The sequence below is a fragment of the Exiguobacterium sp. s157 genome (assembly GCF_018618205.1).
Taxonomy (GTDB): domain Bacteria; phylum Bacillota; class Bacilli; order Exiguobacteriales; family Exiguobacteriaceae; genus Exiguobacterium; species Exiguobacterium chiriqhucha.
The window spans coordinates 14,353-30,868 of the sequence record NZ_JACSLQ010000012.1 but is presented as its reverse complement, the minus strand read 5'-3'; the positions used below and the strand labels follow the sequence as shown (position 1 = coordinate 30,868).

Below are 16,516 nucleotides of genomic sequence, written 5' to 3'. Positions count from 1 at the left end.
ATATAATATTAATCTTTATTTTCATTTCTGAATGTGTTATACTTGTAACAGTGAGGTGAAGCGTATGCCAAAGACGTTGCAAGAAATCAGACAGAAACTCGAATCGCATGTTGGAGAACGATTGACGTTGAAAGCAAACGGCGGTCGTAAGAAAGTCGTTACTCGGTTTGGAACGCTCGTTGAGACGTATCCCGCGGTGTTCGTCGTCAAATTGGATGAAGACCATCATAACGTGGAACGTGTCTCATATAGCTACGCTGATGTCCTAACGGATACAGTTAAAATTGAATTCAGCAATTGAACGATAAATGAGAGGCGGATGCATTGGCAGCTGCTTCTTTTTTTGTGCGCTCGTTTACGGTACAATGGCGAACAGGAGATACATGGGAAGGGTGAACGATATGCGCACGATCAGTGTGAAAGCGCCGGCAAAAATCAATTTGACGCTTGACGTCCTTGGGAAGCGGGCAGATGGCTATCATGAAGTAGAAATGGTAATGACGACAGTGGATTTATCGGATCGACTGGAATTGACCGTCCTTGATACAGACGAGATTCGGATTCAATCTGAACATGCCTATGTGCCGAATGACCACCGGAACTTGGCGTATCGTGCAGCCGAGTTGTTGCGGAAGCGATTTGGCATCAAGCAAGGTGTCGAAATCGTATTGGATAAGCAGATTCCGGTCGCGGCAGGGCTAGCTGGCGGATCAAGTGACGCTGCCGCGACGCTTCGAGGTATGAACGACCTGTTCGACCTCGGCCTGTCGTTAGAAGAGTTGGCCGAACTTGGGGCCGCCGTCGGATCGGACGTATCGTTTTGTGTCATGGGGGGAACAGCCATCGCGCGCGGACGCGGTGAACAGTTAGAGACAATCCCGTCACCGCCACCGTGTTACGTCGTCTTGGCGAAACCGAAAATCGGGGTATCGACGGCCGACGTCTATCGCGCGGTAGAGATGGAGAAGATTGTGCATCCAAACACCGAGGCTATGGTCACGGCGATTCGTGATCGTGATTTTGATGGTATCTGTTCAAACTTAGGCAATGCCCTCGAGGCGGTCACGCTCGAACTTCATCCGGAAGTTCGCCAAATCAAAGAAACGATGCTCCACTGCGGAGCGGATGGGGTGCTCATGAGTGGAAGTGGTCCGACCGTATTCGCACTAATTGAGCATGAACAAAAAGCACATCGTGTCTATAACGGGCTGAAAGGATTTTGTCCTGAAGTGTTCGTCGTTCGGATTCTCGGCAAAAAACATTGAACAAAGACGAATGAGAATGATATATTCTGTTTAGAACATTCGTCTATTATTGAAGAAGTGAAGGGGAATCCGTATGAAAATTCGTAGAAGTGGTCGTCTCGTTGATATGACCCGTTATTTGCTGGACCATCCGCACCAGCTCGTCTCGTTATCGATGTTTTCGAGCCGTTATAAAGCAGCCAAGTCATCCATCAGTGAAGATTTGGTCATTGTCAGTGAAATGTTGGCCCACGATGGCACGGGTAAACTGGTCACGGTGCCAGGAGCGGCCGGTGGCGTCATGTTCATCCCAGGGTGGAGCAAAGACAAGTCGCTCTCGATGATCGACGGGCTATGTGAACAGTTGTCGAAGCCAGAACGGTTGCTCCCAGGAGGTTATCTCTATTTGACAGACGTCCTCGGTAACCCGCGTCAAGTGAAGCCGATGGGCCAAGTCTTCGCCTCGGTGTTCGCTGATCGGAAAGTCGATGTCGTCATGACGATTGCGACGAAAGGGATTCCGCTCGCCTACGCTGTAGCCGAGCAACTCGGGGTACCGTTTGTCATCGTTCGGTCCGATAGTCGTGTCACCGAAGGTTCGACCGTGAGTATCAACTACGTCTCCGGTTCGTCGAAGGCGATTCGCACGATGGCGCTCGCGCGTCGCAGTTTGCCACGTGGCGCGAACGTGCTGTTGATTGACGATTTCATGAAAGCTGGCGGAACGATTCGCGGAATGATGAGTCTCTTGAACGAGTTCGAAGCGAACCTTGCCGGTGTCGGCGTACTTATGGAAGCAGAAGGCGCCGAGAAGAAAATGGTGAGCGAATACGTCAGTTTAATGAAATTGACGAACGTCGACTCGGATGAAGGTCTCGTTACGATTTCGCGTGGAAACGTCGAACAATTCTTAAAGTGATTGGCAAAAATTTGATTTCGTTTTATGATGAAAGGGTATAAGAATCGTACGAAGTCAATCGGTTCGCTTGGAATCATCTCAGCCTTTTAGAAAGTACACCACGGTCCAGACAACGATGAAAAGGGGATGCGAAACATGCAGATCACAGACGTAAAAATTCGCAAAGTCGCGACGGAAGGTAGAATGAAGGCACTGGCCTCCATTACACTCGACCACGAATTTGTGGTACACGACCTTCGAATCATTGAAGGGAGTACCGGTCTGTTCGTAGCGATGCCGAGCAAGCGGACGCCAGAAGGAATTTTCCGTGACATTGCTCACCCGATTAATGGAGATATGCGTCAGAAAGTCGAGGCTGCCGTTTTAGACGCGTACGGTCAAGAGGACGTCGCCATCGCCGAGACGCAAGCCCAATATAATGCCATGAACGAGTAATATTTGACAGCGGATGGGGATCCTTCCGCTGCCTTTTTACGTTTCATTGGTTACGAATAGGTACAACGGTTGAAACCGCGTCATGGTTTCGATATAGTAGATACGGTGTAAATAAGGTTTGAATGTATAAAAAACCGAACATTTGAGTACATTACAGTCGATATGAGATAGGAGCGAATCAAGAATGGATCGTTTTGCAGTCATTTTGGCAGCAGGTAAAGGGACGCGCATGAAGTCGAAGCTTTATAAAGTACTTCATCCGGTCCTTGGAAAACCGATGGTCGAACACGTCGTCGATCAACTCGACAAAATCGGGGTCAGTCGTCAAATCGTCATCGTCGGCCATGGGGCTGAAGCGGTACAAGAGACGTTGGGCTCACGCGTGGAGTATGCGGTCCAAGAACAACAGCTCGGTACGGGCCATGCGGTACAGATGGCAGAAGCTGAACTCGCAGGCAAACCTGGCGCGACGCTCGTCGTTTGCGGCGATACACCGTTATTGACAGCGGAAACGCTCGAGGCGTTGTTGGCCCATCACGAGGCGCAACAGGCAAAAGTGACTGTGTTGACTGCGATTGCTGATGATGCGACTGGATATGGCCGCGTCATCCGCGGGGAAGACGGAAATGTCACAAAAGTCGTCGAGCATAAAGATGCGTCTGACACTGAACTAGAGATTCGTGAAATCAACACCGGAACGTACGTGTTCGATAACGAGCTCTTGTTTGATGCATTGAAGCAAGTCGGGAACAACAACGCTCAAGGCGAGTACTACTTGCCGGACGTCATCTCGATTGCGAAAGAAGCAGGCGAAGTCGTGGCAGCACACACGGCGCCGACATTCGATGAAACGATCGGCGTCAACGATCGTGTCGCTCTCTCACAAGCTGAAGCGGTCATGCGCAAGCGGACGAACGAACGCCTCATGCGTGAAGGTGTCACATTCATGGATGCAGCTTCGACATACATCTCACCAGATGCCGTCATCGGTTCGGATACGATCATCTATCCAGGGACGGTCATTCTCGGGAAAACGATTATCGGTTCAGAGTGCGTGATTGGTCCAAATTCAGATATCCGCAATAGCGTCATCGAAGACGGTGCGACGGTTCGTCAATCGGTCGTAAGTGACAGCCGTGTCGGAACTGAAGCACAGGTCGGGCCGTTCGCCCACCTTCGTCAACAAGCAGTCCTCGGCGCGAATACGCGCGTCGGTAACTTCGTGGAAATCAAAAAATCAACGTTCGGAGACGGTGCGAAAGCATCACATCTCAGCTATATCGGAGATGCTTCGATCGGGGAACGCGTCAACCTCGGCTGTGGCTCGATCACGGTCAACTATGACGGCAAGAACAAGTTCGAAACGGTCGTCGAAGCCGATGCATTCGTCGGCTGCAATGTGAACTTGATCGCTCCGGTGAAAGTCGGAAAAGGCTCAATCGTAGCAGCCGGTTCGACGATCACGGATGACGTTCCTGAAGAGGCGCTTGCGATTGCACGCGAACGCCAAACGAATAAAGAAGGTTACACGAAACGATAAGTTGCTGCCTATTATTATGGAAAACGATGGAGGAGAATCCTAAACATGTCTACTGTATATGAACGTGAAATTCGCCTATTTAGCTTAAACTCAAACCGCCCACTCGCCGAAGAGATTGCCAAGGAAATTGGCATCCCGCTCAGCGATTGCCAAGTGAAGCGGTTTAGCGACGGAGAACTTTACATCAACATCGAGGAGAGCGTGCGAGGCGATGATGTGTACATCATTCAATCGACGAGCTCACCGGTGAACGAAACGCTCATGGAGTTACTCGTCATGATCGATGCGTTGAAACGAGCATCGGTTCGGACGATTAACGTGGTCATGCCATACTACGGTTACGCTCGCCAAGACCGCAAGGCGCGCTCACGTGAGCCGATCACAGCGAAACTTGTCGCTGATTTATTGACGGTTGCAGGTGCCACGCGTTTAATCACGATGGACTTGCATGCTGCTCAAATCCAAGGTTTCTTCAATATCCCAGTAGACCAATTATTAGGTGTTCCACTCATCTCGACGTATTTTGAGACAGATGAATTTAAAGCGAAAGACATTGTCGTCGTTTCACCGGACCACGGTGGCGTCACGCGTGCCCGTAAGCTTGCCGAACGCTTGAAGGCTCCAATCGCCATCATCGACAAGCGTCGTCCTGAAGCGAACGTGGCTGAAGTCATGAACATCGTTGGCAGCGTTGAAGGCAAGACGGCCATCTTGATCGATGACATCATCGATACAGCTGGAACAATCACGCTCGCGGCCGATGCCATCGTCCAAGCTGGTGCAAAAGAAGTGTACGCCTCGTGTACACACCCAGTGTTATCTGGACCGGCAATGGAACGGATCGACAACTCGTCAATCAAGGAACTTGTTGTTTTGAACACGATCGATTTAGAAGGTCGCGAATGTTCAAGCAAAATCAAGCAGATGTCGGTTGCCCGTTTGCTTGGAGAAGCGATCATGCGTGTCCACGAGCACAAATCGGTGAGCACACTGTTCGATTAAAAAAACGAGGCCCGAAGGCGTTCGCCTTTGGGCTTTTTTGTTCAGGAGGAATAAGATGAAATGTATCGTCGGCCTCGGGAATCCAGGCAAAAAGTATGAGATGACCCGTCACAACGTCGGATTTTTGGCGATTGATCGCCTTGCCGACAAGCATGGGATCAAACTCGATGAAGCCAAGTTTAAAGCATTGATTGGAACGGGAAGAATCAATGGAGAACGTGTCGTCCTCGTCAAACCGCTCACGTATATGAATTTATCAGGCGAGTCGGTCCGTCCGATTTTAGATTATTATAAGATTGAGATTGACGACTTGCTCGTCATTTATGATGACTTGGACATGGTCCCAGGAAAGCTGCGGTTCCGTCCGAAAGGCAGTGCCGGCGGACATAACGGCATCAAGTCGTTGATTCAGCATTTAGGCACACAAGACTTTAAACGTCTGAAACTGGGGATTGGCCGTCCGCCGCATCCGATTAAAGTGGTCGATTGGGTGCTTATGAACTACCGTAAAGAAGACATGTCAGAATTAAAAGATACGCTCGATCAAGCTGTGTCCGCCGCAACCGATTTTGTGGATACTGAATGGATTGCGCTCATGAATCGATATAACTAAAGGGTCAACGTACCCTTTTTTGTCGTATGAGGTGGAGGAAAACAAATGAATGCTCTAGAGAAATTCATGGTGACGTTACCTGAGACGAACGTGATTCGGGAGCGGTTGCCAAAAGTCGATCGACAACTCGTCACCGGATTGACGACAAGTGCCAAGGCGCTTGTATTGGCGGGTTTGGCGAAAAATTCGCCAAGACGTCTCGTCGTCGTCACGCATAACATGTATCAAGCACAAAAAATGTACGATCAACTCGAGTCGCTCATCGGTCCGAGCAAAACGTTGCTTTATCCGATTGATGAGACGCTCGCTGGCGAACTATCCCTCACATCGAGCCCAGAATTGCTGGCCGCTCGGATTGAGGCTCGGACACGTCTCCTTGACGAAACGGGAGGCGTCATTGTCGTGCCGCTCGGTGGCTTGCGCCGTTATATCCCGAACCCGTCAGACTGGAAGATGAGCCATCATCACATCAAACCTGGACAAGAGCTCGATTTAAAGCCATTCGCCGAGACGCTCATCACGCTCGGTTATGAACGGACGGCCACCGTGACCGCACCGGGTGAATTCTCCGTCCGCGGCAGTATTTTAGACGTTTATCCGCTCACGGCAGCGCGCCCGTATCGTATCGATTTGTTCGACACCGAAGTCGATTCCATCTTTACGTTTGATGCCGAGACACAGCGTTCGCTAGGTGTCGTCGGCGAAGCGGTCATCCCACCCGCCACCGAGTTCATCGCCTCACGCGACCAGTTGCAGCAGGCCGGACAAGCACTCGAACGTCAATACGAGCGGACGCTCTCGCTCATCGAGACCGAGACGATCCGGCAAGCGCTCGAAGATGGAATTGCCCGGGACATCGAACAGTTCGGTCGAGGCGAGGCTCCTGAAAAAGTTGGGAAGTACACACCGCTCCTGTATAGCTCGACGCTCCTCGATTATGTTGGGGCGGAAGCGGTGTTGATGTTAGATGAAGTGGCACGGATTGAAGATGCTGCCGACGTGCAAGACCGCGAAGAAGCGGAATGGTTCTCGTCGCTCATCGAACGAGGGGAGTCGGTCAGCAACTACACGCTCGCCGTCCCGATGCATAAAGTATTCCGTACGTTGAAGCAAGTCGCGTTCTCCTTGTTGCCGTCACGACGGTCCGGAATTCCAGAGACGAACACGGTCCACCTCAGCTGTCGCCCGCTCCCGGCGTTTCATGGCCAGATGCACTTATTGAAACAAGAAGTTGAACGGTGGCAACAAGGTGACCATCGCATCGTCTTCTTGGCAGGCGATCAAACACGGGCCGATAAAGTAGTGGAGTTGCTTGACGATTATGGAATCTCATCCACGTTCACAAATGTGGACGGTGAGCTGTTGCCGCGTCACGTCCATGTCATGATCGGACAAATCGAAGGCGGCTTTGAACTCTCGACGAGCCGTCTCGTCGTCGTTTCCGAAGAAGAACTGTTCAAGCGCGTCACGAAGCGGAAACGTCAGACGAAGAATTTGACGAACGCCGAACGGATTAAAAGTTACCAAGAATTGAAGCCGAACGACCACGTCGTCCACATCCATCACGGAATCGGGAAGTACCTGGGCATCAAGACGATTGAAGTCGGCGGCATTCATCAAGACTACTTACATCTCGTCTATGCCGGCGACGATGCGCTGTACGTCCCCGTCGATCAAATCGATCTCGTTCAAAAGTATGTCGGGGCCGAAGGCAAAGAGCCTAAGATTTACAAACTCGGCGGGACCGAGTGGAAGAAGGTCAAATCGAAAGTCGCCAAATCGGTGGAAGACATCGCCGATGAACTGATCAAGCTGTACGCGGCGCGTGAAGCGTCCGTCGGCTATGCGTTCCCAGGTGATGACGAAGAGATGAGCCAGTTCGAAAGCTCGTTCCCGTACGCAGAGACAGAAGACCAAGTCCGCTCCATCGCCGAAATCAAAGCGGACATGGAACGGTCGCGGCCAATGGACCGTCTCCTTTGCGGCGATGTCGGTTACGGCAAGACGGAAGTGGCGATTCGAGCCGCGTTCAAAGCCGTGCTCGCTGGGAAGCAAGTCGCGTTCCTCGTTCCGACGACCGTGCTGGCGCAACAGCATTACGAGACGATGCTTGAACGGTTCAGTGAATTTCCAATTAACGTCTCCGTCATGAGCCGCTTCCGCTCTAAAAGTGAGATGGCGGCGACGAAGAAAGGCTTAAAAGAAGGGACGATTGACGTCGTCGTTGGGACACACCGCGTCTTGTCGAAAGATGTGACGTTCGCCGACCTGGGTCTCGTCATCATTGATGAAGAGCAGCGGTTCGGGGTCAAACATAAGGAACGACTCAAGCAGTTGAAGACGAATATCGACGTCTTGACGCTGACGGCGACACCGATTCCGCGGACACTCCATATGTCGATGATCGGCATCCGAGACTTGTCGGTACTCGAGACGCCGCCAGAGAACCGCTACCCGGTGCAGACGTACGTCATGGAATACGATGGTATTGTCTTGCGGGAAGCACTTGAGCGCGAACTCGCGCGAGGCGGACAGGCATTCTTCCTCTACAACCGCGTCGAAGGCATCGAGCGGAAGGCAGAAGAGATTCGCGCTTTGTTACCGGAGGCACGCATTGCGACGGCACACGGTCGGATGACCGAGACAGAACTCGAGAGCCAGCTCATCAGTTTCCTAGAAGGGGAAGCGGATGTGCTCGTCTCGACGACGATCATCGAGACCGGCATCGATATCCCGAACGTGAACACACTCATCGTTCACGATGCGGACAAGATGGGGCTGTCACAGCTGTATCAGTTGCGCGGACGTGTCGGTCGTTCCAACCGGATCGCCTACGCCTACTTCACGTATCGGAAAGACAAGCGTTTGACCGAGGTCGCGGAGAGCCGGCTACAGGCCATTAAAGAGTTCACGGAGCTCGGGAGCGGGTTCAAGATTGCGATGCGCGACTTATCGATTCGCGGCGCCGGAAATCTGCTCGGGGCCCAACAGTCCGGGTTCATTGATTCGGTCGGATTCGACTTATACTCACAAATGTTGTCTGAAGCCATCGAGGAACGGAAAGACCGGATGCGCGGACAGGCGAAACAAGTCGTCTTCAAACCGGAAATCGCGTTCCAAGCGGATGCGTATATTCCGGACGACTATTTATCGGACAGCGAATTGAAAATCGAGATGTACAAACGCTTTAAGTATGTCGATACACCAGAAGCGTTGTTCGCCCTCCAGGACGAGTTGATTGAACGGTTCGGCGAATTCCCGGAACCGGTCGCGCTCCTCATCCAACTGACGCGTCTGCGCATCTATGGCGAGATGGCGAAAGTGGCGCGCATCAAACAGTCTCCGGGCCGCATCGAGATGGTATTGTCGCTCGAATCGACGACGGCGCTCGACGTGCCGTCATTCATGGAATGGACGATGCCGCTCGGTCGGAAACTCGGTGTCGGACAAGACAACGGTGCCCTCAAATTGTCGCTCAGTGGCCGCATGCCGGTCGTCGAACTGTTGAACGATGCCGATACGGTGCTTGAGGAGCTCGTGAAGAGGTTGGCGCATGCGGTCGCCAAGTAAGTTTGCGACCGGCGTCGTCTTATTTGCGCTCGCGGGCTATCTTTCAAAGTTCATCAGTTTCGCTTACCGAGTGCCTTACCAAAATATCGCCGGAGACTTCGGGTTGTATGCCTATCAGACGGTGTATCCATTTGCCGCGATCGTCGCTTCGCTCGGCATGTATGCGATGCCGGTCGTGATTGCCAAAATCGGTGTCGGGGCACATGGACCGAGGCGAAAGCTCGAAGTGTTATGGGGCAGTTTTTACGCCTTGCTCGGTTTAGCCGTCATCCTTGTCGTCACGATGTGGATGCTAGCACCTGTCATCGCCCGTCTCCTCGGGGACATGGAACTCGCACCGACGCTGCGGATCATCAGCCTGAGTTATTTACTCATGCCAGCTTTGGCGGTCCTCCGCGGTTCGTTTCAGTCCGTCGATGACTTGCGGCCGAGTGCGATTTCTCAAGTGCTCGAGAACCTCGTTCGCGTCACGGTATTGCTCATCGCCTTGTTGATTGGCGTGCGCTTCGGCCAAGACGCCTATACACTCAGTCGATACGCGTATGGGGCGACGCTCGTCGGAGGTGTCATCGCCATCGTCATCTTGTCATTATGGGCGAAGCAGTTACGGCTCGTACCGGTACAACCCACGACGTTGCGGTCTGTCCTTCGAATCTTACTGACGACGGGGTTTGCCGTCGGTTTCGCCTCGCTCGGGATTTTATGGATGCAACTCGTCGACTCGTTCACGATTGTCAATCTGATGGGCGGGGATTATGCGGCGAAAGTCGGCAAAGGGGTATTTGACCGAGGTTATCCGCTCGTTCAATTCGCGATTCTTTTCACGACGGCGCTCGGAATGGCAAACGTCCCGAACTTGGTGCGGCATTATCGTGCCGGTCGTATCGAAGCGACCTCTTCCGGACTCAGTTCGATGATTCGCGTGACGACAACGGTCGCCGCTGCGGCCACAATCGGCTTGATGGGTGTCATGTTCCCGTTGAATGTCGCGCTATTTGAGAACGCGGCCGGGACGACAGCGCTCGTCTTGCTCTCGACGAGTACGTTCGCCGCGTCGCTTGCCGTGGCGAGCATGACGTGTCTACAGGCGATTGATCGGGAACGCACAGCTGCTGTCGGTATGATTCTCGCCATTGGCGTGAAGCTCGGCAGCAACTTGTGGCTCGTCCCTTACTATGGCATCGCCGGGGCTGCCCTCGGGACCTCGATTGCCTTTTTAGCGATGGCCGCGTTCAATTTCAATCGGCTCGATCAAATCATCCCGCTCGGCATGCTCCGGTTTCGACATTATGGACGTCTCGTCAAAGCGGTGGCGCCGATGGGTGTCATCTTGCTCGGCTTGAACGTCATGGCGCTGGATGGCCTGACGCATCGTCTCGATGCCCTCATCTGGCTCGTCTTCATGCTCGTGCTCGGGGCCGGCATTTATGTCTGGCGGTTATGGAAAGAACAAATTTTGACGATAGAAGAATGGGAAATGATTCCGTTCGGAGGTCGTCTCATCAATCTGCTAGAAAAAAAGGAGAACTGATATGAGTTACGGAATTACGGTCGTCGGCCTCGGGTCTGGCGAACTTGATCAACTACCGCTCGGTGTCTATCGTCATTTGAAGCAGCAACCGCTCGTTTGGTTGCGCACGAAAGAACACCCTGTCGTCAGCGAACTTGAGGCGGAAGGCGTGACGTTCGAATCGTTTGATGCGATTTACGAAGCGAGTGACACGTTCGAGGACGTCTACCGACAAATCGTTGAGACGTTGCTTGAAAAGAGTGAAGAGCTAGCCATCACCTATGCCGTACCGGGACATCCGTTCGTGGCGGAGCGGACGGTCGAGTTGCTCGTCGAACAAGGTGCGGACGTCACGTTCCTCGGCGGTCAGAGCTTTTTGGACGCCATGTTCCAAGCCCTCCGCATCGATCCAATCAACGGCTTCCAATTACTCGATGCGACGGCGCTCGATGTCGAACGGATTCAAGTGACTCAACACGTATTGATTGGTCAAGTGTATGACGGGTTCGTGGCCGGAGACGTGAAAGTCCAATTGATGGAACGATATCCGGATGAGCATATCGTCAAACTCGTGACAGCCGCTGGGACAAAACATGAGCGGGTCAGTGAAATCCCGCTCTATGAGATGGACCGCGTGGCAGAAGTCGACAACTTGACGACGCTCTATGTGCCGCCGTTGACGGACGAGACGCATTTGGCGCGCGAATTTTCGACGTTGAAGCACATCATTGCGACGCTCCGCGGTCCGGACGGCTGCCCGTGGGACCGGAAACAGACGCATGAGTCGCTCCGCAAATATTTGCTCGAAGAAGCGTATGAATTGATTGAAGCAATCGATACGGAAGACGATGATGCGATTGTCGAAGAGCTCGGTGATGTGTTGCTTCAAGTCATGCTCCACGCCCAAATCGGAGCGGACGAAGGCTATTTTGATATTCGAGACGTCATTGGCACCGTCAGTGAGAAGATGGTCCGCCGTCATCCTCATGTGTTTGGGGATGTGACGGTCGATGATGCCGATGAAGTGGTGACGAATTGGAATGCGATTAAACAAGTGGAAAAAGGGGAAAAGAGAAAATCGCAGCTAGATGGAGTTCTCATGACGCAACCTGGTTTGATGCGGGCCGAGCAATTGCAGAAGAAAGCTGCGCAAGTCGGTTTCGAATGGGACGATGTTCAAGGTGCGTTCGAGAAATTGGAAGAAGAACTCCACGAGTGGAGAAGTCAGCCTGAAGATGAACGAGAACTTGGGGATGTCCTCTTCTCAATCGTCAACGTGGCGCGCTATTTCAAGTTGAACGCCGAGCAGGCGCTCGAACGAACCAATCAAAAATTTAAGAGACGATTCGAATACATTGAAGCGAACGGCTCCCTCGAAGAGATGACGCTCGAAGAGATGGATCGGCTCTGGGATGAAGCGAAGGAGAAGGGATTATGAGACTAGACAAGTTTTTGAAAGTATCCCGCTTGATTAAGCGGCGTACGTTGGCGAAAGAAGTCGCCGACCAAGGCCGGATTCAATTGAACGGACAAGTAGCGAAAGCGAGCACCGACGTCAAAGTCGGTGACGAGTTACAAATTCGATTCGGGAACAAGCTCGTCACGGTCGTCATTGACTCGATTGCCGAGCATGCCCGCAAAGAGGATGCGAAAGAAATGTACCGCTTGCTCAAAGAAGAAAAGGTGAACAGTGGTACGGAAGCGTAAAAAAAAGGTATACTGAACGTAACAGGACAGGAGGAAGGTGATTCGATGAATGGACGTAACCCGATGGAACGCAAACAGCGGATTCGGGCTCTTGATGAACGGAGAGAACAGCTGGAAAAAGAACAGAACCGGCGACGTATCCATCTTCGACGCCGCCTGGCTGCGGCCTCACTTCTCTTTTTGTTAATGGTTGTCTTCATCGGTCAAAGTTACTTCTCGAAAGTCGGATATGTGTCCGAGCAAGAACGGAAACAAAATGAAGCGCAAGTCGAACTTCGGGAAACGAAGGACGAACAATCAGAACTGAAAGAGCAGGTCGAGCGTTTACAAGACGAAGAATACATCGCCAATCTAGCGCGCAACGAGCTGTTGTTCTCGAAAGATGGCGAGATTATTTTTTACTTCTCACCAGAGGAATAAGTGGGTTCGTTGACCGTTGACGAATCGACTCGTATAATTGTAGGGAATCAATCAAAAAAAGGAGTACATTATTTTATGTCAATTGAAGTAGGAAGCAAGGTACAAGGTAAGGTTACAGGGATTACGCATTTCGGAGCGTTCGTAGAACTTCCAAATGGCAAAACGGGTTTGGTGCACATCAGTGAAGTGGCAGATTCTTACGTCAAAGACATCAATGAAGTGCTAACGGTCGGTCAAGAAGTGACGGTCAAAATCTTGAACGTCGAAACAGATGGCAAAATCGGGTTGTCTATCAAAAAGGCCGTCGATCGCCCTGTCAGTGAACGTCCAGAGCGTCCAGCCGGCGAGCGTTTCTCTCGTGGCCCACGCCCAGGTGGCCCGGGTCAAGGCGGCCCACGCCCAGGTGGTCCAGGACAAGGTGGCCCACGCGGTGGCGGCGGTCCACGCGGTGGCGGTCCACGTGGTGGCGGCGGACGTCGTGAAGTACGCCGTGAGCCAGAAACGTTCGATACGTTGATGAGCAAGTTCTTGAAAGACAGCGACGAGCGCTTGACGACGTTAAAACGTCAAACCGACTCAAAACGCGGTGGACGTGGAGCCAAGCGCGGGTAACCCTTCGTAAACCATCAGCTTCTACTCGTAACGATAGACGGTCTTCCTCAAGAAGACGACGAACCACAGACTTTTATAGTCTGTGGTTTTTTTTTGATTCTTTTTTGTTATGAAAAATAACTAAAAAGGGTTGCATTTTTTCGAGGAAGCGAGCACAATAGGGAACATGAAAAAATAGTTATGTTTTATAAGTGAAAGGTGAGAATGAAGATGAATGGATGGAAACTGTGGTTGGCGGAATGGAGAAGCATCGGGAAGAATCCTCGGGTCTGGGTCCCGATTCTCGCGGTCGCACTCGTGCCGCTCATGTATGCCGGGATGTTCTTATGGGCGTTTTGGGATCCGTATGGACAGATGAAAGACTTGCCGGTGGCGATCGTGAACGAAGACCAGGGAGCGACGTTCGACGGGGAGCAACTTGCCGTCGGGGACGAACTCGTTGAGAAGTTAAAGACGTCTGAGGCGTTCGAATTTATCGAGACGACGAAACAAGAAGCCGAGTCAGGGTTGAACGATCATGACTATTACATGGCGATTGAGATTCCGGCAAACTTCTCAGAAAAAGCGACGACGGCGCTCAGCGAACAACCTGAGAAGCTCGAACTCAAATATATTGCCAATGAATCGTATAACTTTTTAGCGGCTCAAATCGGCGGTTCCGCGATGGAGCAAGTGAAAGGTGAACTGTCAACCGAAGTCGCGAAACAGTACGTCAGTGCGATGCGTGACGGGATTCAAGATGCCGCTGCTGGACTCGATGAAGCGGCGGCTGGGGCGGGAAAACTAGCAGATGGATCGCAGACGGCCGAACAGGGGGCGACCCAATTGGCCGACGGGACCGCATTGCTCGCTTCAAAACAACAAGAATTGGCTGACGGGGCGAGTCGGTTGAATGAAGGTGTGGCCCAACTCGAGACAGGGACGACGGAATTGGCGAAGGGAAGCCAGCAAGTTTATGCAGGTAGCGCCGCCTTATCAGACGGGGCACGTCAAGTGAATGACGGGGCGTCTGCCCTTCAAGACGGAACGAGCCAACTTGTCGAAGGGACAGACACGTTCGCCTCGAAGTTGGAGGAATTGCACAGCGGGACGGCTTCTCTCAATCAAGGCGTTCAACAACTCGCGGCCGGGATTCAGCGTTCGAAGGACGGCAGTGAGCAATTGAGTGCCGGTTCAAATGAATTGGCGGCCGCGATGACGACGGCGAAAGAAGGGAATGCCGCCTTGATGGCAGGAGAGACGGAACTCGTGGCCGGAATCGGTCAGATGAAGACAGAAATGTTGGCCACTCAAGATCAGTTGATGACCCAGCTGTCAGCACTCGCCGAGGCAGGGCAACCTGCTTCACCAGAGATGCTACAGACGATTGTGGCTCAATTGGCGGAAGGTCAAACAGCGACGGCCGCTGGATTCGATGCACTGTCCACGGGAGCGACGCGTGTGAAAGAAGGACAGGCCGCGCTCGGTGACGGATTGACGCAAGCAGAGGCTGGTGCCAATGAACTCGCTTCGGGACTGGTGACGTTACGTGACGGACAAGCCGAACTCGCAAGCGGGGCACAGGCGTTGGCGGATGGGTCGACCCAAGTGGAACAAGGGGCGCAAACGGCAGCCGTGAGTTCGAAAGAGTTGGCTTCGGCAAGCAATCGCTTAAACGCCGGCGTCGGAGCGTTGAAAGACGGGACCGCCGAACTCGCGTCCGGCAGTACGCAGTTGACCGAGGCGACGGGCGCCTTGTCAGAGGGGAGTTCGAAACTCGCAGACGGGGCGAAGAGCGCCGGCGCGGGCACGAATACACTCGCGAACGGGGCTGTACGTTTGGCAGAGGGCGGTAAAGACCTCCAGTCAGGTAGCGACCAGCTCGCAGACGGAGTGTCCGAACTTGCGGCTGGTAACAGCAAGTTACGGGACGCGCTCGCCGATGGGGCCGAAGCGGCCGCGATCGACATCCGAGACGATAACGTCGACATGATGGCCGGACCGGTCACGGTCGTCAACGAATCGATTCACAAGGTCCCGAACTACGGAACGGGTTTTGCACCGTACTTCATGTCACTCGGACTATTCGTCGGGGCGCTCTTGCTCTCGATCGTCTATCCGCTGTACGATCCGGCTGGAAAACCGAAACGCAGCCTGTCATGGCTCGTCTCAAAATCAGGTGTGTTGCTCGTTATCGGATTTATTCAAGCGCTCGTCTTGGATGTGGCGATGGTCATGTTGCTCGGACTTGAAGTCGAGGCGCCGCTCCAGTTCTTCGGATTCAGTTGGCTCGTCAGCATCACGTTCCTCTTAATCGTGCAGCTACTCGTCACGACGCTCGGAAATCCGGGCCGTTTCGTCGCCATCGTCTTATTGATCCTTCAATTGACGACGTCGGCTGGAACGTTCCCGCTCGAACTGATTCCGAGCGCCCTCCAACCGTTTAACGCCTGGTTGCCGATGACATACACCGTATCGGGCTATAAAGAAATCTTGTCAGCGGACGGCTGGAGCTACCTGCAACAAGCAATCATCTATTTGGCGTTCGTCTCAACCGCTTGCTTCTTCCTGCTATGGGGATATTTCCGCATCGCTTGGAAGAAAAAATATCGGCTGACGACGTCAGAAGCGTGATGCACAACGAACTGAAAATCGTGTATAGTGGATAAGACGACACTATACACGATTTTTTTGTAAAAAAACTTTTAAAAAAGAATTGACACTGGCGTGGGTACTGGTTATTATAGAAAATGTGCTTAGGACACAACAATAACATGGCGGTGTAGCTCAGCTGGCTAGAGCGTACGGTTCATACCCGTGAGGTCGTGGGTTCGACTCCCTCCGCCGCTACCATTTTATTTAGGCCCGTTGGTCAAGCGGTTAAGACACCGCCCTTTCACGGCGGTAACACGGGTTCGAATCCCGTACGGGTCACTTACCTAAGCGAAAAGAAGCCATCTCACTC

14 protein-coding genes and 2 tRNA genes are annotated in these 16,516 nt (G+C 52.6%); all 16 read left to right on the top strand.

The features are described from left to right. Positions 1-64 precede the first annotated feature (64 nt). The gene (locus KNP67_RS14515; protein ID WP_021065751.1) at positions 65-301 is read left to right on the top strand and encodes a Veg family protein; all 237 of its coding nucleotides are present in this window, start codon (positions 65-67) and stop codon (positions 299-301) included. Between the two features lie 100 nt (positions 302-401). Further along, positions 402-1,265, top strand: a complete 864-nt coding sequence (ispE, locus tag KNP67_RS14510; protein WP_034796941.1) for a 4-(cytidine 5'-diphospho)-2-C-methyl-D-erythritol kinase — start codon at positions 402-404, stop codon at positions 1,263-1,265. A gap of 73 nt (positions 1,266-1,338) precedes the next feature. Then, the gene (purR, locus tag KNP67_RS14505) at positions 1,339-2,163 is read left to right on the top strand and encodes a pur operon repressor (protein ID WP_021065749.1); all 825 of its coding nucleotides are present in this window, start codon (positions 1,339-1,341) and stop codon (positions 2,161-2,163) included. 135 nt (positions 2,164-2,298) lie between these two features. Then, positions 2,299-2,598: a septation regulator SpoVG gene (gene spoVG / locus KNP67_RS14500; RefSeq protein WP_214756922.1), complete on the top strand. Its 300-nt coding sequence runs from the start codon at positions 2,299-2,301 to the stop codon at positions 2,596-2,598. 184 nt (positions 2,599-2,782) lie between these two features. Then, positions 2,783-4,138 carry a bifunctional UDP-N-acetylglucosamine diphosphorylase/glucosamine-1-phosphate N-acetyltransferase GlmU gene (gene glmU, locus KNP67_RS14495; protein WP_021065747.1) on the top strand — a complete coding sequence of 452 codons (1,356 nt, stop codon included), beginning with the start codon at positions 2,783-2,785 and terminating at the stop codon, positions 4,136-4,138. 45 nt (positions 4,139-4,183) lie between these two features. Beyond that, positions 4,184-5,140, top strand: a complete 957-nt coding sequence (locus KNP67_RS14490) for a ribose-phosphate diphosphokinase (RefSeq protein WP_021065746.1) — start codon at positions 4,184-4,186, stop codon at positions 5,138-5,140. Between the two features lie 55 nt (positions 5,141-5,195). Further along, a complete protein-coding gene (gene pth / locus KNP67_RS14485; RefSeq protein WP_214756921.1) occupies positions 5,196-5,753 on the top strand; it encodes an aminoacyl-tRNA hydrolase in 558 nt (185 codons plus the stop codon). 45 nt (positions 5,754-5,798) lie between these two features. Then, positions 5,799-9,323: a transcription-repair coupling factor gene (mfd, locus tag KNP67_RS14480; RefSeq protein ID WP_214756920.1), complete on the top strand. Its 3,525-nt coding sequence runs from the start codon at positions 5,799-5,801 to the stop codon at positions 9,321-9,323. After that, entirely contained in the window at positions 9,307-10,854 is a 1,548-nt protein-coding gene (locus KNP67_RS14475) for a polysaccharide biosynthesis protein (RefSeq protein WP_029594405.1), read from the top strand. Before mfd ends, KNP67_RS14475 begins: the two co-directional genes overlap by 17 nt. A gap of 1 nt (position 10,855) precedes the next feature. Then, positions 10,856-12,271, top strand: coding sequence for a bifunctional methyltransferase/pyrophosphohydrolase YabN (gene yabN, locus KNP67_RS14470; RefSeq protein WP_021065742.1), 1,416 nt, complete (start codon positions 10,856-10,858; stop codon positions 12,269-12,271). Further along, positions 12,268-12,540 (top strand): RNA-binding S4 domain-containing protein, encoded by a 273-nt coding sequence (locus KNP67_RS14465; protein ID WP_021065741.1) that lies wholly within the window; start codon positions 12,268-12,270, stop codon positions 12,538-12,540. Before yabN ends, KNP67_RS14465 begins: the two co-directional genes overlap by 4 nt. A 45-nt stretch (positions 12,541-12,585) precedes the next feature. Then, a complete protein-coding gene (locus KNP67_RS14460) occupies positions 12,586-12,960 on the top strand; it encodes an FtsB family cell division protein (RefSeq protein ID WP_021065740.1) in 375 nt (124 codons plus the stop codon). Between the two features lie 75 nt (positions 12,961-13,035). Continuing rightward, positions 13,036-13,572, top strand: a complete 537-nt coding sequence (locus KNP67_RS14455) for a S1 domain-containing RNA-binding protein (protein WP_029594406.1) — start codon at positions 13,036-13,038, stop codon at positions 13,570-13,572. A gap of 210 nt (positions 13,573-13,782) precedes the next feature. Continuing rightward, positions 13,783-16,185, top strand: coding sequence for a YhgE/Pip family protein (locus KNP67_RS14450; protein ID WP_214756919.1), 2,403 nt, complete (start codon positions 13,783-13,785; stop codon positions 16,183-16,185). Between the two features lie 142 nt (positions 16,186-16,327). Then, positions 16,328-16,404 (top strand) — tRNA-Met (locus tag KNP67_RS14445). A gap of 9 nt (positions 16,405-16,413) precedes the next feature. After that, positions 16,414-16,485, top strand: a tRNA-Glu gene (locus tag KNP67_RS14440). The last annotated feature ends 31 nt before the right edge of the window (positions 16,486-16,516 follow it).